General features: G+C 67.5%; 23 protein-coding genes and 1 pseudogene. 7 read left to right on the top strand and 17 right to left on the bottom strand.

Annotated elements, in window-relative coordinates:
• Positions 1–17: 17 nt before the first annotated feature.
• From BN972_RS01085 to BN972_RS01075, 3 genes are read left to right on the top strand one after another with little or no spacing between them, the layout of a single operon-like run.
• Positions 18–671, top strand: a complete 654-nt coding sequence (locus BN972_RS01085) for a hypothetical protein (protein WP_036351880.1) — start codon at positions 18–20, stop codon at positions 669–671.
• A 9-nt stretch (positions 672–680) separates the two neighbouring features.
• Positions 681–1,433 (top strand): site-2 protease family protein, encoded by a 753-nt coding sequence (locus BN972_RS01080; protein WP_036351876.1) that lies wholly within the window; start codon positions 681–683, stop codon positions 1,431–1,433.
• Between the two features lie 40 nt (positions 1,434–1,473).
• The gene (locus BN972_RS01075) at positions 1,474–2,367 is read left to right on the top strand and encodes a cation diffusion facilitator family transporter (RefSeq protein WP_036351867.1); all 894 of its coding nucleotides are present in this window, start codon (positions 1,474–1,476) and stop codon (positions 2,365–2,367) included.
• A 6-nt stretch (positions 2,368–2,373) separates the two neighbouring features.
• Here the strand turns inward: BN972_RS01075 and BN972_RS01070 are convergent, their stop codons facing one another.
• Positions 2,374–2,787, bottom strand: a complete 414-nt coding sequence (locus tag BN972_RS01070) for a DUF3151 domain-containing protein (RefSeq protein ID WP_036351864.1) — start codon at positions 2,785–2,787, stop codon at positions 2,374–2,376.
• Positions 2,788–2,824: 37 nt separating this feature from the next.
• Between BN972_RS01070 and BN972_RS01065 the strand changes: the two genes are divergently transcribed.
• Complete coding sequence (locus tag BN972_RS01065; RefSeq protein ID WP_036351861.1) at positions 2,825–3,673, top strand: Rv0361 family membrane protein; 849 nt, start codon at positions 2,825–2,827, stop codon at positions 3,671–3,673.
• Positions 3,674–3,695: 22 nt separating this feature from the next.
• Here BN972_RS01065 and fbaA read toward each other — a convergent pair whose 3' ends face one another.
• The gene (gene fbaA / locus BN972_RS01060) at positions 3,696–4,730 is read right to left on the bottom strand and encodes a class II fructose-bisphosphate aldolase (protein WP_036351858.1); all 1,035 of its coding nucleotides are present in this window, start codon (positions 4,728–4,730) and stop codon (positions 3,696–3,698) included.
• Positions 4,731–4,792: 62 nt separating this feature from the next.
• Here fbaA and BN972_RS01055 point away from each other — a divergent pair, with 62 nt between their 5' ends.
• Positions 4,793–5,470, top strand: coding sequence for a DedA family protein (locus BN972_RS01055; RefSeq protein WP_036351854.1), 678 nt, complete (start codon positions 4,793–4,795; stop codon positions 5,468–5,470).
• A gap of 8 nt (positions 5,471–5,478) precedes the next feature.
• Here BN972_RS01055 and BN972_RS01050 read toward each other — a convergent pair whose 3' ends face one another.
• Positions 5,479–6,588: a glycoside hydrolase family 76 protein gene (locus BN972_RS01050; RefSeq protein WP_036351851.1), complete on the bottom strand. Its 1,110-nt coding sequence runs from the start codon at positions 6,586–6,588 to the stop codon at positions 5,479–5,481.
• A gap of 32 nt (positions 6,589–6,620) precedes the next feature.
• Between BN972_RS01050 and eat the strand changes: the two genes are divergently transcribed.
• Complete coding sequence (eat, locus tag BN972_RS01045) at positions 6,621–8,000, top strand: ethanolamine permease (protein WP_036351849.1); 1,380 nt, start codon at positions 6,621–6,623, stop codon at positions 7,998–8,000.
• Between the two features lie 12 nt (positions 8,001–8,012).
• Here eat and BN972_RS01040 read toward each other — a convergent pair whose 3' ends face one another.
• The 9 genes and pseudogenes from BN972_RS01040 to BN972_RS01000 form a co-directional block, all read right to left on the bottom strand.
• Entirely contained in the window at positions 8,013–9,215 is a 1,203-nt protein-coding gene (locus BN972_RS01040) for a vWA domain-containing protein (protein ID WP_036356188.1), read from the bottom strand.
• A 5-nt stretch (positions 9,216–9,220) separates the two neighbouring features.
• Entirely contained in the window at positions 9,221–9,862 is a 642-nt protein-coding gene (locus BN972_RS01035) for an SRPBCC family protein (protein WP_036351846.1), read from the bottom strand.
• Positions 9,863–9,893: 31 nt separating this feature from the next.
• Positions 9,894–10,763 carry an AAA family ATPase gene (locus tag BN972_RS01030; RefSeq protein WP_036351844.1) on the bottom strand — a complete coding sequence of 290 codons (870 nt, stop codon included), beginning with the start codon at positions 10,761–10,763 and terminating at the stop codon, positions 9,894–9,896.
• Entirely contained in the window at positions 10,763–11,353 is a 591-nt protein-coding gene (locus BN972_RS01025) for a nucleotidyltransferase family protein (protein ID WP_036351839.1), read from the bottom strand. The genes BN972_RS01030 and BN972_RS01025 overlap by 1 nt, the downstream gene beginning before the upstream one ends.
• Positions 11,354–11,523: 170 nt before the next feature.
• Positions 11,524–12,231 (bottom strand): annotated as a pseudogene (locus BN972_RS01020) (XdhC family protein); the annotation flags it as partial.
• Between the two features lie 5 nt (positions 12,232–12,236).
• A complete protein-coding gene (locus BN972_RS01015; RefSeq protein ID WP_036351837.1) occupies positions 12,237–14,645 on the bottom strand; it encodes an aerobic carbon-monoxide dehydrogenase large subunit in 2,409 nt (802 codons plus the stop codon).
• Positions 14,642–15,124, bottom strand: coding sequence for a (2Fe-2S)-binding protein (locus tag BN972_RS01010; protein ID WP_036351831.1), 483 nt, complete (start codon positions 15,122–15,124; stop codon positions 14,642–14,644). The genes BN972_RS01015 and BN972_RS01010 overlap by 4 nt, the downstream gene beginning before the upstream one ends.
• A gap of 5 nt (positions 15,125–15,129) precedes the next feature.
• Positions 15,130–16,020, bottom strand: a complete 891-nt coding sequence (locus BN972_RS01005; RefSeq protein ID WP_036351828.1) for an FAD binding domain-containing protein — start codon at positions 16,018–16,020, stop codon at positions 15,130–15,132.
• Positions 16,021–16,078: 58 nt separating this feature from the next.
• A complete protein-coding gene (locus BN972_RS01000; RefSeq protein ID WP_169717426.1) occupies positions 16,079–17,221 on the bottom strand; it encodes an XdhC family protein in 1,143 nt (380 codons plus the stop codon).
• A 49-nt stretch (positions 17,222–17,270) separates the two neighbouring features.
• Here BN972_RS01000 and BN972_RS00995 point away from each other — a divergent pair, with 49 nt between their 5' ends.
• On the top strand, positions 17,271–18,236 hold the full coding sequence (locus tag BN972_RS00995) for a LysR family transcriptional regulator (RefSeq protein WP_036351826.1): 966 nt from the start codon (positions 17,271–17,273) through the stop codon (positions 18,234–18,236).
• A 15-nt stretch (positions 18,237–18,251) separates the two neighbouring features.
• On the opposite strand, the gene BN972_RS00990 is transcribed toward BN972_RS00995, so the two are convergent.
• Genes BN972_RS00990 through ttfA form a run of 5 tightly spaced genes read right to left on the bottom strand, consistent with a single transcriptional unit; the run spans position 18,252 to position 21,945 of the window.
• Positions 18,252–18,896 carry a TrmH family RNA methyltransferase gene (locus BN972_RS00990; protein ID WP_036351823.1) on the bottom strand — a complete coding sequence of 215 codons (645 nt, stop codon included), beginning with the start codon at positions 18,894–18,896 and terminating at the stop codon, positions 18,252–18,254.
• On the bottom strand, positions 18,893–19,789 hold the full coding sequence (locus BN972_RS00985) for a hypothetical protein (RefSeq protein ID WP_036351821.1): 897 nt from the start codon (positions 19,787–19,789) through the stop codon (positions 18,893–18,895). Before BN972_RS00985 ends, BN972_RS00990 begins: the two co-directional genes overlap by 4 nt.
• A gap of 10 nt (positions 19,790–19,799) precedes the next feature.
• A complete protein-coding gene (gene pyrE / locus BN972_RS00980; protein ID WP_036356178.1) occupies positions 19,800–20,348 on the bottom strand; it encodes an orotate phosphoribosyltransferase in 549 nt (182 codons plus the stop codon).
• Positions 20,335–21,108: an SDR family NAD(P)-dependent oxidoreductase gene (locus BN972_RS00975; protein ID WP_036351819.1), complete on the bottom strand. Its 774-nt coding sequence runs from the start codon at positions 21,106–21,108 to the stop codon at positions 20,335–20,337. Before BN972_RS00975 ends, pyrE begins: the two co-directional genes overlap by 14 nt.
• 6 nt (positions 21,109–21,114) lie before the next feature.
• Positions 21,115–21,945, bottom strand: a complete 831-nt coding sequence (gene ttfA, locus BN972_RS00970; RefSeq protein ID WP_036351816.1) for a trehalose monomycolate transport factor TtfA — start codon at positions 21,943–21,945, stop codon at positions 21,115–21,117.
• Positions 21,946–21,976 lie beyond the last annotated feature (31 nt).

The raw sequence follows: 21,976 nt of genomic DNA, 5'->3' as shown, positions 1-21,976 counted from the left end.
GGTTTGCGAGGAGTGCCATGAATGCGGCGCAGAACGCGTCCGGCGTGGCGGTATTGCGGTTCGGCAATGCCCGCCCGCCACGGTGCTTGCGCGGCCTGCCCACCCACCGCGCCGGCGATCCCGCTGAAATGGAAGCTCTGCTCGACACCTGCCGACGGTTGGTGGTTGTCGGCTGGGACGCCGACCTGGCCTCCGTGCTGACCCGACTGCTGCGCACCGACCGGCTGGACGTCGAGGTGGCCTACGTGCCGCGTCGGCGCACCCGCGCCACCCGGGCCTACCGGCTGCACGCGGGTTCGCGCGCCGCCCGCCGCGCACGCCGCGGGACCGCCCGTCGGGTACCGCTGATCCGCGACGAGACCGGCACGGTGATCGTCGGGCGCGGCGTGTGGTTACCGGTTGAGGGGGCGGCGTCGATCCGTGGTGAGGCCGTCGTGGACGACACCGTGTTGTTCGATGGCGACGTCACGGCGGTCTGGATCGAGCCGACGTTGGCGTTGCCGGGGGTGCGCGCCGCCGTGGCGGGCCGGTGGGTGCGCTGGTTCAGCGGGCGCGCCGCGCAGCTGGGCACCACCGGAGCGGCGGTGGTGCGCGACGGTGTCCCCGCGACCCGACCGATCCGCAGATCGTCGTTCTACCGCAATGTCGAAGGCTGGCAGCTGGTTCGGTAGTTTCGACCGGTGCGGCCCAGCCCGATATTCCTTGGCCTGGTCGGTCTGGCGGTCATCGGTGGGGCGCTGGCCTGGGCCGCAGGATCGGTCGTGCGTCCGCTGGCCTACGCCGGGGTGTTCATCTTCGTGATCGCGGGCTGGCTGGTGTCGTTATGTCTGCACGAGTTCGGGCATGCGTACACGGCGTGGCGATTCGGTGACCGCGACGCGGCGGTGCGCGGCTACCTCAGCCTGGATCCGCGGCGATACAGCCACCTCGCACTGTCGCTGGTGTTGCCGATGGTGTTCATCGCGTTAGGGGGTATCGGGCTGCCGGGCGCGGCGGTGTATCTGCAGACCGGATTCATGACGCCCGCCCGGCGGACTTTGGTCAGTCTGGCCGGTCCGGCGGCCAACCTGGTGCTGGCGGTGCTGCTGCTGGCCGCGGTGCGGGTCCGGTACGACCCGGCACACCTGGTGTTCACGGCCGGGATGGCGTTCCTGGGATTCCTGCAACTGACCGCGGTAGTGCTGAATCTGCTGCCGGTACCCGGCCTGGACGGCTACGACGCCGTCGAGCCGCACCTGAGCCCGCAGACCCAGCGTGCCTTGGCCCCCGCCAAGCAGTTCGGGCTCTTCGTGCTGTTGGTCGTGCTGCTGGCGCCCGGATTGAACCGCTATTTCTTCGAGGCGGTGTACTGGCTTTTCGATCTGTCCGGGGTGCCGCCGCGGTTGTCGATGGCCGGGGCGGGGCTGACCCGGTTCTGGGGCGCCTGGTTCTGAGTATTGCGATATATGCGACTTCGCGCATATATTACTGCGCATGGGTGCCGGACACAGTCACACTCCCGCGGAGGCGGATGCGTCGCGAATGATCCCGCGGATGATCGCCGCGGCGGGCATCCTGGCCGCATTCTTCGTCATCGAGCTGACGACCGCGCTGCTGATCAACTCGATAGCGCTGCTGGCCGACGCGGGGCACATGCTCACCGATGTGGTGGCGGTGTTCATGGGGCTGGCCGCCGTGGTGCTGGCCCGCCGGGGCAGCTCGTCACCGGACCGCACCTACGGTTGGCATCGCGCCGAGGTGTTCACCGCGGTGGCGAACGCGGTGCTGTTGGTCGGGGTGGCGCTGTTCATCCTGTACGAGGCGATCGACCGGCTCGGCGGGGCGCCGTCGGTGCCCGGCGTGCCGATGATCGTGGTGGCGCTGGCCGGGGTTGCCGCCAACTTCGTGGTGGCGATGCTGCTGCGGTCTCATTCGGACGACAGCCTGGCGGTCAAGGGCGCCTACATGGAGGTGGTCGCCGACACCGTCGGCAGCATCGGCGTCCTGATCGCCGGCATCGTGACCGTCACGACGCGCTGGCCCTACGCCGACGTGGTGGTCGCGGTGCTTGTCGCACTGTGGGTATTGCCGCGGGCGATTGCGCTGGCGCGCGCCGCGCTGCGGATCCTGTCTGAGTCGTCGCCGGCACACATCGATGTGGCCGAACTACGTTCGGCGCTGGGCGAGCTCGACGGCGTGACCGACGTCCACGATCTGCACGTGTGGACGCTGTCACCGGGCAAGGACATGGTCACCGCGCACCTGACCAGCGACCGGGACTCGACGCAGGTGCTGAACGCGGCACGTGCGGTCCTATCGGCCCGCGGACTGGACCACGCCACCGTGCAGATCGACTGCCCGGACGGGCACTGCGAAGAAACGTTTTAGCGGCTGCTAAAGACCCAGCGCCTGGCGGGCGGTGGGATCACAGTCGTCGAGTAGGTCCAGGCAGCGTCGGTATTCGTCGGTTTCGCCGATGGCATCCGCGGCGCGTGCCAGTGCTGCCACACACCGCAGAAATCCCCGGTTCGGCTCGTGCGAATATGGCACCGGGCCGAAGCCCCGCCAGCCGTTGCGGCGCAGCTGGTCCAGCCCTCGGTGGTAGCCGGTGCGGGCGTACGCGTAGGCGGTGATAGCGCGGTCTTCGGCAAGTGCGTCCTCGGCGAGCGCCGCCCAGGCCACCGATGCCGACGGGTGCGCGGCGGCGACGATGCCGGGGTTCTCGTCGGCGAGCAGCGCAGCCTCGGCCTCGCTGTCGCCCGGCAGCAGAATTGGATCAGGTCCCAGAAGATCACCGGTCGGCGTCATGCCTACATCTTGCCAAGCCTGTCGCTAAGCTCCATTCATGCCCAACGCACCTGAGTCCGACCGCGACGGCAAATCCTTGCGCGGCAACCCGGAGCGCGAGCGCGACCCCAGCAACGAGGCCACCGAGGGCTACCCCCTGGTCACAGGTGATGCCGAAACCGAGGCTCTGAGGATCGCCAAAAAGCAACCGGACGAGACGTCCGAACCGACCGCCCCGGATGAACCCGAGCGCCGATTCACCGCGCCCGGCTTCGACGAGAAAGAAACCCAGGTCATCGCCACGGCCCCGGAAGCTGCCACCGAGGTCTTCGAAACCCGCCCGGCGCCGCAGGGCTCGGTGCCGCTGCCACCCGGGTCCCAACCGCCACCAGGTTCCCAGCCGCCGCCGAAAGCCGCAGTGCCGCAGTCGATTCCGCCGCGTGGCGCGACGAAAACCGCACCGAAGCACCGCAACTGGGGCTGGGTGCTGGCGATCGTGGTGATCGTGTTGGCGCTGGCGGCGATCGCGATCTTCGGCACGGTGCTGCTCACCCGAACCAAGCACGCCAAGCCCTCGCAGGAGGAGCAGGTCCGGCAGACCATCCAGAGCTTCGACGTGGCAATACAGCGGGGCGACCTGACGGCGCTGCGCGGCATAACCTGCGGCACGACCCGCGACGGCTACGTGGATTACGACGAGAAGGCCTGGACGGAGACCTACCGCCGGGTGTCGGCGGCCAAGCAGTATCCGGTGATCGCCAGCATCGACCAGGTGGTGGTCAACGGCCAGCACGCCGAGGCCAATATCACCTCGTTCATGGCCTATGACCCGCAAACGCGGTCGACGCGCAGCTTGGATCTGCAGTACCGCGACGAGCAGTGGAAGATCTGCCAGTCCCCCAGTTAGTCGCGCGAGTTAGCCCGCCCGCCTAACCGGCGAGGGACTTGCCAGCGCAGTGCAGGTCGTTGCAGGCCTCGATGACGCGCTCGGTCATGCCGGCCTCGGCCTTCTTGAGGTAGCTGCGCGGGTCGTAGACCTTCTTGGAACCCACGTCGCCGTCGACCTTCAACACGCCGTCGTAGTTGGTGAACATGTGCGCGACGATCGGGCGGGTGAACGCGTACTGGGTGTCGGTGTCGACGTTCATCTTCACCACGCCGTACCGCAACGCCTCCTCGATCTCGGACTTCTCCGAGCCCGAACCGCCGTGGAAGACGAAGTCGAACGGCTGGGCGTCGTCGCCGAGTCCGAGCTTGGCCGCGGCCACCTTCTGACCCTGGGCCAGGATGTCGGGACGCAGCTTCACGTTGCCGGGCTTGTAGACACCGTGGACGTTGCCGAACGTCGCCGCCAGCAGGTAGTGGCCGTGCTCGCCGTGGCCCAGCGCGTCGATCGTCTTCTCGAAATCCTCCGGGGTGGTGTACAGCTTGTCGTTGATCTCGTTCGCGACGCCGTCCTCCTCACCGCCGACCACGCCGATCTCGATCTCCAGGATGATCTTGGCGGACGCGGCCTGTTTGAGCAGTTCCTGCGCGATCTCGAGGTTCTCGTCGATCGGCACCGCCGAGCCGTCCCACATGTGGGACTGGAACAACGGGTTCTTGCCCGCAGAGACACGCTCGGATGAGATCGCCAGCAGCGGGCGCACGTAGGTGTCGAGCTTGTCCTTGGGGCAGTGGTCGGTGTGCAGCGCAACGTTGATCGGGTACTTCGCCGCGATAACGTGGGCAAACTCGGCCAGCGCGACGGCGCCGGTCACCATGTCCTTGACACCGAGGCCGGAGCCGAACTCCGCGCCTCCGGTGGAGAACTGGATGATGCCGTCGCTGCCCGCATCGGCGAAGCCTTTGATGGCCGCGTTGATGGTCTCCGAAGAAGTGCAGTTGATGGCCGGAAAAGCGTACGAATTCTCCTTGGCACGGCCCAACATCTCGGCGTAGACCTCGGGCGTTGCGATGGGCATGAGACTTCCTCCTCGAAGACTTTGGTCCACCCAGTATTGCAACGCCGGTATGTTGAAGCATCATGAGCACCTCGGTTGTCGCGTTGGGCGACTTCCTCGACCCGTGGTATTGGTTGGGCCCCGGCGGCGTCTTCGGGTCTGCGGTGCTACCCGGGATCCTGATCATCGTCTTTATAGAAACCGGTCTGCTGTTTCCGCTCCTGCCGGGTGAGTCACTGCTGTTCACCGGCGGCTTGCTGGCGTCGAAAGGGACCATCGACATCTGGGTGCTGGCGCCCGCCGTCGCCGTCGTCGCGGTGCTCGGCGACCAGACCGGGTACTTCATCGGCCGTCGCATCGGTCCGGCTCTGTTCAAGAAGGAAGATTCGCGGTTCTTCAAGAAGCACTACGTGACCGAATCGCACGCGTTCTTCGAGAAGTACGGGCCGTGGGCGATCATCCTGGCCAGGTTCGCGCCGTTCCTCCGGACGTTCACGCCGGTGGTCGCCGGGATCTCTTACATGCGCTACCCCGTCTTCCTGGGGTTCGACATCGTGGGCGGCACGCTATGGGGTGGCGGCGTCACGACACTCGGCTACTTCCTGGGCAACGTGCCGTTCGTGCACCAGAACCTGGAGAAGATCATCCTGGGCATTCTCTTTGTGTCACTGATGCCCGCGTTCATCGCCGCCTGGAAGACCTACCGCTCGCGGCGCAGGGGCGCGAATAAGGAAGAGTCATCTGACGCCAGCGTCGACTAGTTGGCAGATCAACTGACGGCGTGTGCGGCTTCCATCAGCATCCAGCCCGACAGCTGCACCGACAGGTCCCGTTCGGGAATCTCCGAACTGTTCACCGCGCCCGCGACGAACTGCGCCTGCTGACCACCCGCGCTCGGCAGTTCGGCGTCGCGATCCCAGAACGCGCCGAACACCGGCAGGCCGTCCACCGTCTGGCGGTAGTCCCACGCTGACTTCGCGCTGGCCAGCACGATGCCGCGGGCGCTGTCCCGGGCCACGGCGTCCTCGGCGGAATCACCGGGCAGGTCGGTGGCCACCAGCGCCAGATAGCGCGCGGTGATGCCCGCGAACAACCCGCCGTCACCACCGCCGGCGCCCTTGAGCACACCCGAAGGCGCCATCTGTTCCTTGACGGCGGCGACCAGCCGGCGCACCCGCAGCTGGTGTCGTTCCCGGACCTCGGCGCCGGTGCGCTTGGCAAGCTCGGTCTCCAAGCCGAGCACCACGCCCTGGCAGTAGGTGTACTGCGCCCGCACCAGCGAGCCGTCCTTGATGCCGTCGAACACCAGGTGCATCTCGGGGTCGATCAGTGTGCGGTCGATCCAGTCGCTGATCTGGTCGGCCCGCTGCACGTGATTCCCGTACCGAGCCAGAAAGATCCCCGCCGGGCCGTTGGAGGGGGCATTGAAGAAACGCTCGCCACCCTTACGCCACGGGATGCCGCCGCCTTGCTCGGGCGCCCAGGAGTCGACGAACTGCCCGGCGAGCTTGCGCAACGCCCGGTCGCGCTGCACCCCGGCCACCTTGGTGGCACGTTCCAGCGCCAGCGCCAGCCACGCCATGTCGTCGTAGTAGTTGTTGGTCCAGAAGAAGTTGTTGCGCAACCGGTGCGAGCGGATCTGCCGCTTGATCCGGGTGTTCCGCTCCGGCTGCGGGTCGCGTAGCTGAGCGTCGACCAGGCAATCCAGCAAATGCGCCTGCCACCAGTAGTGCCAGGTGCCGAACAACCGGTCCCTGCGCTCCGACGGCCAGGCCACCACGCCCAGCTGTGTTCCCGGCAACCCCCACAGTCGCGTCAGGTGCCGTTGCGTGACGGCGGTTTCAGAGCTGCCCGCCCGGTTCGCCCATACCTGATCCATACCTGCCGATCCTGCCTTAACGTGGGAGCCCTGTGGAAAGCCACCCGGAGCCGCGCACCTACCTGGAGAAGCGGCAACTGAAAACCGGTAGCGCCGGCTGGTTGCTACTGGCGGGACTTGGTGTCAGCTACGTGGTCTCCGGGGACTACTCGGGCTGGAACTTCGGCTTGGCTCACGGCGGCTTCGGGGGGTTGGTGCTCGCCACCGGCGTGATCGCCGCCATGTATTTGGCATTGGTGCTGGGGATGGCCGAGTTGTCCTCCGCGCTGCCCACCGCCGGCGGCGGGTACACGTTCGCGCGGCGTGCGCTGGGGACCTGGGGCGGCTTTGCGACGGGCACCGCCGTGCTGATCGAGTACGCGATCGCGCCGGCTGCCATCGCGACGTTCATCGGCGCCTATGTGGAGTCGCTGGGCCTGTTCGGCATTCGCGACGGCTGGTATGTGTACCTGGCGATCTACGCGCTGTTCATCGGCATTCACTTGGCCGGGGTCGGCGAGGCGCTGAAGGTGATGTTCGCGATCACCGCGATAGCGCTGGTGGGGATCGCGATCTTCTGCGTCGCCGCCGTCGGGCACTTCGATTCGGCGAATCTAACCAACATCGCGCCCACGAATTCGCTTGGCGCATCGGCGTTCCTGCCGCACGGGTATCTGGGGGCGTGGTCGGCGTTGCCGTTCGCGATCTGGTTCTTCCTGGCTATCGAGGGCGTGCCGCTGGCCGCGGAGGAGACGGCCGATCCGGCCCGAAATGTGCCACGGGGCATCACCGTGGCGTTTGCCGTGCTGCTCGCGACGTGCGTGTTGGTACTGATTCTGGCCACCGGTTCCGGTGGCGCGCAGGCGATGTCGACATCCGGCAACCCGCTGGTGGCGGCGCTGGGGCCGGGTGGAGCAGCCAAAGCCGTCAACTACATCGGACTGGCCGGTCTGGTCGCCAGCTTCTTCTCGATCATCTATGCGTATTCGCGGCAGCTGTTCGCGCTGTCCCGGGCGGGTTACCTGCCGACGGTCCTGTCCGTTACCAACTCGCGGAAGGCGCCGACGCTGGCGCTGATCGTGCCCGGGCTCATCGGGTTCGGGTTGTCGTTGACCGGCCAGGGCGATCTGTTGCTGAACATGGCGGTTTTCGGGGCGACCCTGTCGTATGTGTTGATCATGGTCAGCCACATCGTGCTGCGCAGACGGGCGCCCGAGATGGACCGTCCGTACCGGACACCCGGTGGCGTGGTCACCACCGGTTTCGCGTTGGTGATCGCCGCATTGGCGCTGATCGCCACGTTCCTGGTCGACGGCGTGGCCACCTTGTGCTGTTTGGCGGTGTTCGGCGCGTTCATGCTGTACTTCGCCTGCTACAGCCGGCACCGGTTGGTCGCCAACGCACCCGACGAGGAACTGGCCGGGCTCACCTGAATTGCGGGTAGCCTAGCGCTGCCGCACCTGGCCGGCGACCGCCCGCAGCACGTCCTGCAACGCGCTCAGTGAATGTGCGGGCATGAACAGATCGCAGTACGGCAGCGCAGCCGCCATCGCGCCCGCCGCGGGCTGGAATCGACGCTGTGCGGCACGGGGATTCAGCCACACCACCAGGTCGGCGCGGCGCCGCAGCCTCGCCATCGCGTGACCGAGCCTCTCCGGCGGGTCGCTGTCCCAGCCGTCGGAGGCGATGATCACCACCGCGCCACGCAGGGCGTTGCCGTTCGGCGGCGCCAGCAGTGCCTCGATATTACGGCTGATGAACGTACCACCGTAGCGATCAACAACTTTCGCATTGGCCCGCTGCAGCGCCAGCTCCGCCGAGCGGTGTGACAACACCGCGGTGAGCCGCGTCAAGGACGTCGAGAAGGCGAACACCTCTGGCCGCAAACCCGCCTGACGCAACGCCGCCGCTCGCATCAGGTGCAAATAGATGGCAGCGTAAGGCTGCATCGATCGGCTCACGTCGCAGGCCAGGACGACGCGCCTAGGCCGGCGGCGCGGCCGGGTTCTGGCCAGCGTCAGCACTTCCCAGCCCGACGACCGCGACGCGCTCATGGTCGCCCGCAGATCGATCCGCTTGCCGTGCGGGTTGAGTTCTGCACGCATGCTGCGCCGCTGCGGCCAGTGCCGCACCGATGCCTCCAGCCACGAGCCGAGCAACCGCAGATCGTCAGGATCGAACCGGGCGAAAGATTCATCGGCCAAGGCCGCGATGCGGCTGGGCGCCACATCGGGCAGCCGGATGCCGGCGGCGGCGTCGGGGTCGGCACCGCCGCGGGTAACCCACGGCAGCGTCTGCGTTTGCGGCACGCTGGATTGCCCGGCGCCGCGGTGCACGGTCCCTGCGGCGGGTGTGCGCGGACCCGGCAGCGGAATCGGGTGTTGCTCGGGGCCGTCCAGCTCGGCACCGCCGAAGATCTCGGCGAACACCTTGTCGAAAGACACTAGCTCGTCGACCCGGTTCACCAGGGTCAGCCGCGCCGACCAGTACAGAGCGGATCGGTTGTGGGGCGGCAGTTCTCGCAACGCGTGCACGAAGCTCGCCTGGCCGCTAGCCGATACCGTCACCCCGGCGCGGCGTAGCCGCGCCACCAAGCCGGCCGCAAAAGCCGCCAGGTCGACGCCCCGCAACAGGGCCGGGGTGGTCATCGCGCTCAGCGGCGCCGGCGCAACACCCACAACAATGCAAGAACCGTCAGCGCCGCCAGCGCCGCGGCGCCGTACTTCTTGATCCGGTCGCCGCCGGCAAGTTCCAGCAAATCGATCGCCTCGGGCTCCTTTGGAGGAGCAGTTGCTGTCCGCACCGAAGCTTCTGCGGCTGTGGGTTCTTCGGCGGGGGTGGCTGGTGAATTCTGCGCTGCCAGTTCGGCTTCGAGTGACTCGACAAACTGGCCCAGCAACTTCTCGGAGACTTGCTGCAACATGCCGCTGCCGAACTGGGCCAGCTTGCCCACGATCTTCAGATCGGTGTCGACGGTGACGTTGGTGCGCTCCCCCGCTTCCTGCAGCTGGGCGGTGACGGTGGCGGCCGCGTTGCCAGTGCCGCGCGCCTCCTTGCCCTTGGCGTCGAAGACGGCACGGTGCTGGCTCTGGTCCTGCTCGACAAAATGCACCTTGCCGCTGAACTCACTGGTGACCGGCCCGACCTTCACCTTGACCTTGCCCAGGTACTCCTCACCCTCGTGACCGGTGAACTGGGCGCCGGGCATCAGCGGAATCACCCGTTCCAGGTCGCACAGCACGTCCCAGGCCTGCTCGATTGGTGCGCTGACGGTGAACTGGTTGGCGATCTTCATCTTTGTCCTCTCAGGTGGGGCTGTATTCGACTCAGGTGGGGCTGTATTCGACCAGTGCGTCGCTGATGAGAGTACGGTCGTCGGGGGTTTTGGCCAGCGCGCCGAGACTGGCCAATGCGGCCGGATCCACCAGGTCAGCCACGCCCAACGAAACCAGAGCCGCGACCCAGTCGATGGTCTCGGCCACTCCCGGCGGCTTGTCCAGATCGAGTCCCCTGGCGGCGCCGACAAATTGGGTGGCATGGTCGATCAGTGGTGCGGTGGCCCCGGGTACGGTGCGCCGCACGATCTCGGCCGCCCGCGCCGGCTCGGGGTAGTCGATCCAGTGATACAGGCAGCGCCGTCGCAGTGCGTCGTGCAAGTCGCGGCTGCGATTCGAGGTGAGCACCGCGATCGGTGGCCGCTCGGCGACGAAGGTACCCAACTCGGGGACGGTGACCGCGGCTTCGCCGAGGAACTCCAGCAGCAGCGCCTCGAATTCGTCGTCGGCACGGTCGATTTCGTCGATCAACAGCACCGGGGGTGTGGGTCCGCGGTGCCGAACACACTGCAGGATGGGCCGGTTCAGCAGGTACGCCTCGGTGTACAGGTCGCCTTCGGCGATCCCGGTGCCGCGCGCCTCGGCAAGCCGGATGGAGAGCAGCTGACGTTGATAGTTCCAGTCATAGAGTGCCTCGCTAGCGGTCAGCCCCTCGTAGCACTGCAGCCGCACCAGGCTGGTATTAAGCACGCCGGCAAGCGCTTTGGCTGCGGTGGTCTTGCCGACGCCGGGTTCGCCCTCCAGCAGCAGCGGCCTGCCGAGCGTCACGGCCAGGAAGATCGCCGACGCCGTCCCGGTGTCCAGCAGATAGTCCTGGGCATCGAAGAGTCGGACCACCTCGTCGGGACCGGTGAAGGTCATCACGGCACCGCCGTCAGCAGACGCCGGTAGTCGTCCCAGGTGTCCACGTCCAACGGGACGGGCCCGGCCACCACCAGTTCCTCGACCGGGTACCGGCCCGACTCGATCAGCTTCCAGACCCCCTTATCACCGTGCAAGCGGGCTAGCTCCGCGAATACGTTGCGGCTGAACCAGAATGGGTGTCCGATGCCATCGGAGTACCGGCATACCAGCACGTCGGTATCCGGCCCCTTGTCGATCACGTCTCGCACCGTCACCGGGGCCACTCGGGGCTGATCGCCCAGCATCAGCACGATGCCAGCCGCCCGCGGGTTCACCCACTGCACCGCCGCCTGTAGCGACGCCGAGCACCCGGTGCCGAAGTCCTCGACGGCCACCACTTCGGCACCGTCCAATGGCACCCGGTCGCGAACCTGCTGTGCGGCATCGCCCAGGGTGACGATCAACTGGTCGAATCCGACCGCTCGGGCAACATCCAGCGTCGCACCGAGCAGCGTGGTATCCCGGTACGGCAGTAGTTGTTTCGGGCTGCCCAGCCGACGGGAACTGCCGGCGGCCAGAACGATACCGGTGACGCGCGGGACCGTCATATTCCGTTCCGGTCGGCGAATGCGCTTCGGCATCCCGAGCAACAGAACCAGTAATCCGTGCCGGCCAGATGCAGGTATTCGGCGCGGGGTCCGACGACCACGGTCATGCCGCACACCGGGTCGACCGCTTCCCGAATGGCGCCGACGGCGGGGGCAGACCGGACGAGGGTGCCATCGCGGAGGGAGGCGATGAGCTCCGCGGCGATTGCCACCGCGATCTCCGTCGGCGTCTTGGCGCCGATGGCCAGGCCAACCGGACAGTGCACCCGGGCGCGTTCGGATTCGGAGAGGTCCAGCGAGGACAGGACAGAGGCGCCGCGCACCTTGCTGGCCACCAGTCCAATGTAGGGGACGTCGTTATCCAGTGCTGTACGGATGATTTGGGCTTCCGGACCGCCATGGCTGGCGATGACGACCGCGCTGGTGTCATCCGGACTTATGTCGCCACCCTCGCCCCTGCGCCCGTCGTAACCGAGCACGCCGCAGATCTGGATCAGTGCGTCGGCGATCGGTGTGGCGCCGTAAATGCGTACTAGCGGGGCCGGCAGTTGCGGGGTCAGGAAGATCTCCAGCGATCCGCCGGACAGGCAGGGGTTGACCACCACGCAGGCGCCCGGCGCCTCGGGAAAATGCACGTCTCCATCGGGCAGCACCCGCAACAACACGCTCTCCCCGGCCTGCAGGACACCCAGCGCCGCTTTGCGAACCGAGTTCTGGGCACACTGCCCGCCGACGAAGCCCTCGATGGTGCCGTCGGCCAACAGGATCGCCTCGTCGCCCGGCGATGCCGAGGTGGGCTGCTCGGCGCGGACCACCGTCGCGCGGACGAAAGGTGTGCGCGCGGCGTGAAGTTGTTGAGCCCGTTCGCTGATGGTCATGATTATCAGATCGGCGGCCGGGCCCGACCCTGCATGGCCTCCCAAACCCTCGACGGTGTCAGCGGCATGTCGGCGTGCCGAACACCGTACGGGGCCAGCGCATCGATAACCGCGTTGACCACGGCAGGCGGGGAACCCACCGTTGCCGATTCGCCAATTCCCTTGGCGCCGATGGGGTGATGCGGCGACGGTGTCACGGTGAACCCGGTCTCCAGGTGCGGTACCTCCTGCGCGGTGGGGATCAGGTAGTCCATCAGCGAGCCGCCCAGGCAATTGCCGTCCTCGTCGAAGGCGATCATCTCCATCAACGCCATCCCGATGCCGTCGACGATGCCGCCGTGCACCTGGCCCTCGATGATCATCGGGTTGATGCGGGTGCCGCAGTCGTCGACGGCCAAGAATCGCCGCACCTTCACCACGCCGGTACCTGGATCAACGTCCACCACACAGAAATACGCGCCGTACGGGTACGTCAGGTTCTCCGGGTTGTAGCAGACCTGGGCGTCCAGGCCGCCCTCGAGACCCTCGGGCAGATCGCCTGCGCCGTGCGCACGCATCGCGATGTCCTGGATGGTGACGGCCGCCGACGGGTCACCTTTGACGTGGAATTTGCCTTTCTCCCAATCCAAGTCGGCCACCGACACCTCGAGCATGCCCGACGCGATGATCTTGGCCTTGTCCCGCACCTTGCGCGCCACCAGAGCGGCCGCGGCGCCGGACACCGGTGTGGACCGGCTGCCGTAGGTGCCCAGCCCGAACGGTGTCTGGTCGGTGTCGCCATGCACGACGTCGATGTCGTCGGGCGGGATGCCCAGCTCCTCGGCAACGATCTGGGCGAACGTCGTCTCGTGCCCCTGCCCCTGCGTCTGAACAGACAGCCGCACCACGGCTTTACCGGTCGGGTGCACGCGAAGCTCGCAACCGTCCGCCATACCGAGGCCGAGGATGTCCATGTCCTTGCGCGGCCCGGCGCCCACCGCCTCGGTGAAGAAGGCCATGCCAATGCCCATCAACTCGCCGCGCTCCCGCTTTGCGGCCTGTTCGGCGCGCAGGGCCTGGTAGCCGATCATGTCCATCGCCTTGCGCATGGTCGTCTCGTAATCGCCGGAGTCGTACGTCCAGCCGGTCTTGCTCCGGTACGGGAACTGGTCCGCCTTCAACAGGTTTCGCAACCTCAGCTCGGCGGGGTCCATCTTCAGCTCATGGGCCAGGCAGTCCACCAGTCGCTCGACGAAGTAGACCGCCTCGGTGATCCGGAAGGAGCACGCGTAGGCCACCCCGCCGGGCGCCTTGTTGGTGTACACCGCGGTCATGTGGCAGTAGGCCGCCTCGAGGTCGTAGCTGCCGGTGAACACGCCGAAAAACCCGGCCGGGTACTTGACCGGAGCGGCGGTGCCGTTGAACGCGCCGTGGTCGGCCAGCACATTGGACCGGATTGCCAGTATCTTGCCGTCGGCGGTCGCGGCGATCTCGCCCACCATGATGTAGTCGCGCGCGAAGCCGGTGGAGGTCAGGTTTTCGCTGCGGTCCTCCATCCACTTCACCGGCTTGCCCAGCAGCAGCGAGCCGACGATGGCGCAGACGTAGCCGGGATAGATCGGCACCTTGTTGCCGAAGCCGCCGCCGATGTCGGGCGAGATCACCTGGATCTTGTGCTCGGGCAGGCCGGCGACCAGGGCGTAGAGCGTGCGGTGCGCATGTGGCGCCTGCGTGGTGGACCACAACGTCAGCTTTCCGGTGACCGGGTCCAAATCGGCTACCGCGCCGCAGGTTTCCATCGGCGCCGGGTGCACACGCGGGTAGACGATCTCCTGTTTGACCACCACGTCGGCCTTGGCGAACACCGCGTCGGTGGCGGCCGCATCACCGGTCTCCCAGTCGAAGCAGTGGTTGTCGGCCTTGCCGTCCAGGTCGGTGCGGATCACCGGCGCGGACGGGTCCAACGCCTTGCGGGCGTCGACGACCGGATCCAGCGGGTCGTATTCGACGTCGATCAGCTCCAGCGCGTCACGCGCCGAGTAGCGGTCCTCGGCGACGACGAACGCCACTTCCTGTCCCTGGAAGCGCACCTTGTCGGTGGCCAGCACGGCCTGCACATCGTTGGATAACGTCGGCATCCAGGCCAGGCCCTTCTCCGCCAGCGCCGCGCCGGTCACCACCAGCTTGACCTTCGGATGTGCTTGCGCTGCAGTCACATCGACGCTGACAATGTTGGCGTGCGCGTAGGGCGAACGCAGGATCGCCAGGTGCAGCATGCCCGGCAGCGCAATGTCGTCGACGTAACGGCCGCGCCCCCGGATGAACCGCGGGTCCTCTTTGCGCAGCATCCGCCCGTAGCCGCAAGGCTTCTGGTCGTTGTCCGCGGTGTCTTCCGGTGACGGGGGACGGGACGCCTCGTCTTTGAAGGTGGTCATGACGTCGGGGCCTCCGCTTGTGAATGATTTGCGGCCCATTGGATGGAGCGCACGATGGTCGTGTAGCCGGTGCAGCGGCAGATCTGCCCGGAGATCGCTTCCCGGATGGTCTCCTCGTCGGGGTCGGGGTCGCGGTCCAGCAGGGCGCGGGCGGTGATCATCATTCCCGGCGTGCAGAAGCCGCATTGCAGGCCGTGGCAGCGCATGAAGCCTTCCTGCACGGGGTCGAGCGATCCATCCGGCCCCGCCAGTCCCTCGACGGTTCGTACGCTGTGCCCGGACGCCATCACCGCCAGCATGGTGCAAGACTTCACCGGGACGCCGTCGACGTCGACAACACAGGTTCCGCAGTTGCTGGTGTCACAACCCCAGTGGGTGCCGGTAAGCCGCAACTGATCTCGCAGGAAGTGCACCAGCAGCATGCGGGGCTCGACGTCGGCGGTGACGGGCTCGCCGTTGACGGTCATGGTTACTTGCATGATGATCAGTTCCCCTCCGGCGCAGGAATGTTGCGCACCCGCTCGACGGACTTGCGCAGGGTTCGGATGGTGAGTTCCGATGCGAGGTGCCGCTTGTACTCGGCCGTGCCGCGGATGTCGGACACCGGCTCGCAGGCTTGCCCGGCCATGCGGCCGGCCTCGGCGAAGGTCTCCTCGGTGGCCGGCCTCCCGGCGATCGACGCCGATAACTCCGCCAGCCTCTCCCGATCGGCGTTGACCGCCGTCAACCCCACCCGGATGGCGACGATCGAGTCGCCGTCCAGCGTGACGCATGCTCCCGCCGCGGTGACCGCCCAGTCACCCACCCGTCGCTCCACCTTGGCATAGGCACTGGATGTGTTGTGCCGCAGCGGAATCCGCGCCTCGATCAGGATCTCGTTGGGGGCGGTGGCCGTCTCGTACGGCCCGACCAGAAAGTCGTCGATAGGGATCTCCCGTTCCCCCGACGGTCCGCGCACCAGGCACGTCGCGTCCAGCACCTCGCACACGGTGGACAGGTCCTCGGCCGGATCCGCCTGGCACAGCGACCCGCCCAGGGTGCCGCGGTTGCGCACCACCGGATCGGCGATCACTCGTTCGGCGTCGCGGAAGATCGGGCACACCGCCGCCAGCGTCTCGGACTCGAGGATCTCCCGGTGGCGGGTCATCGCGCCGATGCGCACCAATGTCGGGTCGGTGATCACATACCCCAGTTCGGGCGCCAGGTCGTTGATGTCGACCAGGTATTCGGGGTTGGCGATGCGCAGCTTCATCATCGGCAGCAGGCTGTGTCCGCCGGCGACGACGCGCGCCCCCTCCCCTAACCGGTCCAGTAGTCCGATGGCGTGGTCCACGCTGGTCGCACGCTCGTATTCGAAGGGGCCAGGTACTTGCATGCCGAAAGTGTCAGCCCACGCCCCAGGCGCGTCAATGACGAGTTAAGCGATCCTTTAACTAAGGGCTGACTTGCATGTCCCGGTGGATGCGGCCGGTGACCTCGGCCAGCGGTCGGCCCCCGCCGCCCCACCGGCGCGCGATGATGTCGGCGGCGATCGACACCGCCGTCTCCTCCGGAGTCCGGGCGCCCAAATCGAGCCCGATCGGACTGGACAGCCGGGCCAGCTCGACATCGGTCAGGCCGACCGCCCGCAACCGGTCCAACCGGTCGAGGTGTGTTCGGCGCGATCCCATCGCGCCGACGTAGCCGAGATCGAGCCGTAGCGCGACCTCCAACAGCGGCACGTCGAACTTGGGGTCGTGGGTGAGCACGCAGACCGCGGTGCGCCGGTCGACGGAACCCGCGCTCGCCTGCGCGGCCAGATAGCGGTGCGGCCAGTCGACGACCACCTCGTCGGCGGTCGGGAAGCGTGCAGGCGTGGCGAACACCGCCCGGGCGTCGCAGACGGTGACGCGGTAGCCGAGGAAGGATCCCTGGCGAGCCAGCGCGGCGGCGAAATCGATGGCGCCGAACACCAGCATCCGCGCGCGGGGCGCGTGGCTGGCCACGAAGACCTCCATGCCCTCGCCGCGGCGCTGCCCGTCGGGACCGTAATCGAGGATCTCGCTGCGGCCCAGCGCGAGCAGCCCTCGGGCGTCATCGACCACCGCCGCGTCGGCGCGCGCCGAACCCAGCGTCCCGGCATGGCTGTCCGCGCGAACCACCAGCCGGCGACCGACCCGGCTCGCATCCCGATGAGCGACCACGGTGGCGACGGCTACCGGCCGCTGCGCGGCGATGTCCTCGGCCACCGAAGCGAGTTCGGGATAGGTCGATTGCGACACGGCCTCGACGAAGACATCGATGATCCCGCCACAGGTGAGACCCACTTCGAAGCTCCCGTCGAGTTCGGGGCCGTCGCTGACGCCGTAGCGCTCCAGGCGCGGCGCGCCGGTACGTATCACGTCGGTGGCGAGTTCGTACACGGCGCCTTCCACGCAGCCACCCGAGACGGAGCCGCTGACCGAACCGTCCGGTGCCACGACCATGGCAGCGCCGGGCGGCCGCGGCGCCGAATGCATGGTGCGGACCACGGTGCCGAGCCCGGCGGTCTCACCGGCGCGCCACATCGACATCAAGTCGTCGAGCACATCACGCACGTGTGTAACGGTATGCCTCGGACGCGGCGGCTGAAAGTAGGCTGGCCCCATGACCCCGGCGCAGCTTCGGGCCTACGCGGCCGTGGTACGTCTGGGTTCGGTACGAGCGGCCGCCGCGGAGCTCGGTGTCTCCGACGCCGGCATCTCGATGCACGTCGCCGCGCTGCGCAAGGAACTCGACGATCCGTTGTTCACCCGGACGGGCGCCGGGCTGGCGTTCACGCCGGGCGGCTTGCGGCTGGCGAGCCGGGCGGTGGAAATCCTGGGCTTGCAACGGCAAACGGCCATCGAGGTCACCGAGGCCGCCCACGGCCGCCGGCTGTTGCGCATCGCCGCGTCGAGCACCTTCGCCGAACACGCGGCGCCTGGACTGATCGAACTCTTCTCCTCCCGGGCCGACGACCTTTCGGTGGAGTTGAGCGTTCACCCGACCAGCCAATTCCGTGACTTGATCTGTTCGCGGGCGGTCGACATCGCGATCGGACCGGCAAGTGAAAGTTCCTTCGGCTCAGACGGATCGATCTTTGTGCGGCCGTTCCTCAAATACCAGCTGATCACCGTGGTCGCACCGAACAGCCCACTGGCGACGGGCATTCCGACGCCTGCGCTGATCCGCAGCCAGCAATGGATGCTGGGACCGTCTGCCGGCAGTGTGGACGGTGAGATCGCAAACATGCTGCGCGATTTGGCGATCCCGGAGTCACAGCAACGGATCTTTCAGAGCGACGCCGCAGCCTTGGAGGAGGTGCTGCGCGTCGGCGGCGTGACTCTGACCATCGGCTTTGCCGTCGCCAAAGACCTTGCCGCGGGCCGGTTGTCGCACGTCGTCGGGACCGGCCTGGACAAGGCCGGCGAATGGTGCGCAGCGACGCTGGCGCCCTCGGCCCGCCAGCCCGCGGTGTCCGAGCTGGTCCGTTTCATCACCACACCGAGGTGCATTCAGGCGATGATTCGGGGCAGTGGCGTTGGAGTGACCCGGTTTCGGCCCAAGATTCACGTCACCTTATGGAGCTGAGTGTGGAGCTGGCGGTCACCAGGCCCGGTTCAAATCGGCGTGCTGCCGAATCCAGGCGTGCATCGCAATTCCTGCTGCCACACCGGCATTGATGCTGCGCGTCGATCCGAACTGGGCGATCGACACCGTCATCGCCGCACCGGTTCGGGTTTCATCGGTGATGCCGGGCCCTTCTTGTCCGAACACCAGCAGGCAGTCATGCGGCAACAAAACCTGTTCCAGCCGAACGGCACCGGGGACGTTGTCCACCGCGACGACCGCCAGTCCGGCGGAGGCGGCGAAGTCGATCAACTCGGCGGCGCTGTCGTGGTGCCGCAATCGTTGATAGCGGTCGGTCACCATGGCGCCGCGGCGATTCCACCGGCGCCGGCCGACAATATGCACGGTGTCGACCGCGAACGCGTTGGCGGTGCGCACCACCGAGCCGATGTTCGCGTCGTGCCCGAAGTTCTCGATCGCGATGTGCAGCGGGTGCCGGCGCCGGTCGATGTCAGCCACGATCGCCTCGCGGGTCCAGTACCGATAGGCGTCGACAACGTTGCGAGTATCCCCGTCGCGCAACAGATTCGGGTCATAGCGCGGATCGTCGGGCGGGTCACCGGGCCAGGGCCCGACACCCGCGACCGGGGCGCCCCATTCGGTGGGCCCGGGTTCACTCACCGGGAGAGCCAGACCGCGGCGTGGGTGCCGACAATTGCGATCGTCGCGTACAGCACCGCTTGATTGACCTCGCCCTGGGTGCACAGCGACGCGTTGACCTGAACCGAGTCCCGCGATTCGTCGGGCAGGATCAGCACCGAGGAGCCGTAGGCCGCGCACGCCGGATTGAGCCCGCGCCCGGGCAGCGTGGGTGTGGCCAGCAACATCATGGGCCCGCCTCGGCGGGCGGAGTCCTCTCGATAGCGCGCCCCCACCGCGCCGGCCTCCAAGGCCAGCAGCATGTAACCGTTGCCGTTAAAAGCCGTTGGATCGCCTAACTGGGCCTTGGTGATCGGCATGCCGTCGGCGCGCCAGGCCGACACGCTGGTGCTCTTCACCACCAGCCCGGTGTCGTTGACGTTGGTCGGCAACAGGCCCACCGGAAAGGCTGCCGCGTAGGCGGCCGCGGTGTCGGGGATCCGCTCGTTGGGTGAGTAGACGTAGATACCCCGCACCACGCTGCGCTCCTTGAGCGGGCCCAGACAGACCGTGCCGGTGAGCCGGTTGGGCGGTGCGGTCAGCGGCGTGCGCACTTCCGGCGTCTTGGTCACGGCGTCGTTGCAGCTGTTGAGCCCGTTGAACTCCATCGGGTGCGACAGCGCACCGTACAACCCGAACCGGATGTCTTCGGGCTTGGCGTGCGGCTTGGCCGGATCGGTCGGGGCGGCGTCGACGTCGACCAGCACGTAGTCTTCCGACCACCGGAAATTCGTCACCGAGAGGTTCCAGCCGAACACCGCCTGGGATTCGCCGATCCGCGCGCTGGACGCGCCGAAAATCCGGGCGGGACCGCTGGAGCCCGAACAGCCCACCAGGCAGGCGAGAGCCAGGACGAGCGCAACAAGGGATCGCACCTTCGGCGGCCTAGCCCAACCCCAGATCGGCCAGGCCCAGCACGCTGCGGTACGGAACACCCTCGGCTTCGATCGCTTCGGCGGCGCCGGTCGCCCGGTCCACGACGGTGGCCACCCCGATGACCTCGCCCCCGGCGTCGCGCACTGCGCGCACCGCCGTCAGCGCGGAACCGCCGGTGGTGCTGGTGTCCTCGACCACCAGCACCCGCTGACCGGCAACGTCGGAACCTTCGATAAGTCGCTGCAGCCCATGGGTTTTCACTGATTTGCGGACGACGAAGGCGTCGATTGGCCGGCCGGGCGCGTGCATGATCGCGGTCGCCACCGGGTCCGCGCCCAGCGTCAGCCCGCCGGCGAGTGCGTAATCCCAGTCTGCGGTGATCTCCCGCATCAGCCGGCCGATCAGGGCCGAGGCACGATGGTGCAAGGTGGCGCGCCGCAGGTCGACGTAGTAGTCGGCCTCCTTGCCCGACGACAGGGTGACCCGCCCATGCACCACGGACAGCCGCCGCACCAGCTCGGCCAATTCGGTGCGGGCCTGCTGATCAGGTTCGCCCACGGCCACTGCCGAATCGTTTGGTGGCCAACCGGGTCAGCCTCCGCGGCATCGCTCGGCCCGTCGCGACGAGGAACTTGTACTGCGCACTCGGAATGCTGATCACCTTGCCGTGCGCGATATCGGCCAGGCTCTCGCTGACCACGTCGTCCACTTCCAGCCACATGAACGACGGCACCTCGGCCATGTCGAGCCCGGCGCGGCTGTGGAATTCGGTGCGGACGTACCCGGGACACACCGCGTGCACGCCGACACCGGTGCCCTGCAATCCGTTGGCCAGCCCCTCGCTGAAAGAGATGACCCACGCCTTGGATGCCGAATAAGTCGACCCGCGGCCGGGCAGCAGGCCGGCGACACTGGCGATGTTGATGACGGTGCCCGCGCCGGCATCGAGCATGGCCGGCAATGCTGCACGGGTCAGGTGCATGACGGCGGTGACGTTGACGTCGAGCTGCTTCTGCAACTGCGCGGGGTCGGCTTCCCAGAAGTCACCGGAGGTGCCGAATCCGGCGTTGTTGACCAGGACCCGCACCCCCTCGGCGAGCCGCTCCGACACCTTGTCACGATCGGCGGCGTCGGCGAGGTCGGCGGGCAACAGCTCGATGTTGCCGGCCTCGGACTGCAGTTCGCCGGCCAACTGCTCGAGGCGCCCGACGTCGCGGGCGACCAAAACGAGGTCGTAGCCGTCGCGGGCATACCGACGCGCATATCCGGCGCCAATGCCGGACGTCGGCCCAGTGATCAGCGCAACGGGTCGGGGCATGTGCTCTCAGTGCTGGTAGTTGCTGGCCTGATGGCCGTTGCGGCCCGCTCGCGGCTCCCGGCGGATCGGCTCGGCGGCACGCCGGACCGGATCTGGCACGACGCCGGCGCCCGGGTCTGCCTGGGTGCGGCGCTGCGGCAACTCCGCACGAGCGGCCGGCGCCAACGGACGACCCGGGGCAGCGCTGCGGCGGCCCTCGCCCTCACCCTCGTCCTCCGGGGTCTCCGCCGGCAGCGGCGGCAGCACCCGCAGCAGGTCGTTGAACTGACGTACCGTGCGCAGACCCTCGTCCCATTGCGCCCGGGTGCTGGCGATCGGCATCGCGACCAGTGTCCAGTTCTGCTCGTTCCACATGATCTCGGCGCAGTCGGGTGCGGTGTGCGCGAAGGTGACCATGCGCCGGTCGCAGGCCCGGCGGGCCGCGTCGAGGTTGGTGGAGTACACCATGCGGGGTCCGATCGCCCCCAACAGCCAGATGTCGCTCTCCCGGGGCTCTTTGAGGCCCTTGAGCCGCAGGTCCACCACCACGTTGGTGCCTACCTTGCGGTGCAGGGCGATCACCGTGGCGACCTCATCGAGGTCGAAGATGTAGACGGCCTCGCCGCGGATCTGGCCCAGTACGACGTTGTGGGCCGGCACATCGCCGACTGTGGACATCACGCCGCGCTTCCAGCGGTGCAGAATGTCGGTCGATTCGCGCTCGTAATCGAAGCCGTGCGACCTGGCCCAGGACCTGCGGCGCCTGCTGCGCCCGCGCCGCCGATCGATGTCGACGTACAGCAACACCGCCGCACCGACGAAGCACAGTGCGGAGAGCGTGAACCAGAGCGGGACCATCCCCAACAGAGTATCTGTAGTCAGTACGGAA

Origin of the sequence: Mycobacterium asiaticum DSM 44297 (genome assembly GCF_000613245.1) — a bacterium.
Classification (GTDB): domain Bacteria; phylum Actinomycetota; class Actinomycetes; order Mycobacteriales; family Mycobacteriaceae; genus Mycobacterium; species Mycobacterium asiaticum.
This window is presented reverse-complemented; position numbering and strand designations above follow the sequence as displayed.

Coding starts and splice junctions, on each gene's coding strand:
- BN972_RS01085 (WP_036351880.1), top strand. CDS start 18: ATGAATGCGGCGCAGAACGCGTCCGGCGTGGCGGTATTGCGGTTCGGC.
- BN972_RS01075 (WP_036351867.1), top strand. CDS start 1,474: ATGGGTGCCGGACACAGTCACACTCCCGCGGAGGCGGATGCGTCGCGA.
- BN972_RS01070 (WP_036351864.1), bottom strand. CDS start 2,787: ATGACGCCGACCGGTGATCTTCTGGGACCTGATCCAATTCTGCTGCCG.
- BN972_RS01065 (WP_036351861.1), top strand. CDS start 2,825: ATGCCCAACGCACCTGAGTCCGACCGCGACGGCAAATCCTTGCGCGGC.
- fbaA (WP_036351858.1), bottom strand. CDS start 4,730: ATGCCCATCGCAACGCCCGAGGTCTACGCCGAGATGTTGGGCCGTGCC.
- BN972_RS01055 (WP_036351854.1), top strand. CDS start 4,793: ATGAGCACCTCGGTTGTCGCGTTGGGCGACTTCCTCGACCCGTGGTAT.
- BN972_RS01050 (WP_036351851.1), bottom strand. CDS start 6,588: ATGGATCAGGTATGGGCGAACCGGGCGGGCAGCTCTGAAACCGCCGTC.
- BN972_RS01040 (WP_036356188.1), bottom strand. CDS start 9,215: ATGACCACCCCGGCCCTGTTGCGGGGCGTCGACCTGGCGGCTTTTGCG.
- BN972_RS01035 (WP_036351846.1), bottom strand. CDS start 9,862: ATGAAGATCGCCAACCAGTTCACCGTCAGCGCACCAATCGAGCAGGCC.
- BN972_RS01030 (WP_036351844.1), bottom strand. CDS start 10,763: ATGACCTTCACCGGTCCCGACGAGGTGGTCCGACTCTTCGATGCCCAG.
- BN972_RS01025 (WP_036351839.1), bottom strand. CDS start 11,353: ATGACGGTCCCGCGCGTCACCGGTATCGTTCTGGCCGCCGGCAGTTCC.
- BN972_RS01015 (WP_036351837.1), bottom strand. CDS start 14,645: ATGACCACCTTCAAAGACGAGGCGTCCCGTCCCCCGTCACCGGAAGAC.
- BN972_RS01010 (WP_036351831.1), bottom strand. CDS start 15,124: ATGCAAGTAACCATGACCGTCAACGGCGAGCCCGTCACCGCCGACGTC.
- BN972_RS01005 (WP_036351828.1), bottom strand. CDS start 16,020: ATGCAAGTACCTGGCCCCTTCGAATACGAGCGTGCGACCAGCGTGGAC.
- BN972_RS00995 (WP_036351826.1), top strand. CDS start 17,271: ATGACCCCGGCGCAGCTTCGGGCCTACGCGGCCGTGGTACGTCTGGGT.
- BN972_RS00975 (WP_036351819.1), bottom strand. CDS start 21,108: ATGCCCCGACCCGTTGCGCTGATCACTGGGCCGACGTCCGGCATTGGC.
- ttfA (WP_036351816.1), bottom strand. CDS start 21,945: ATGGTCCCGCTCTGGTTCACGCTCTCCGCACTGTGCTTCGTCGGTGCG.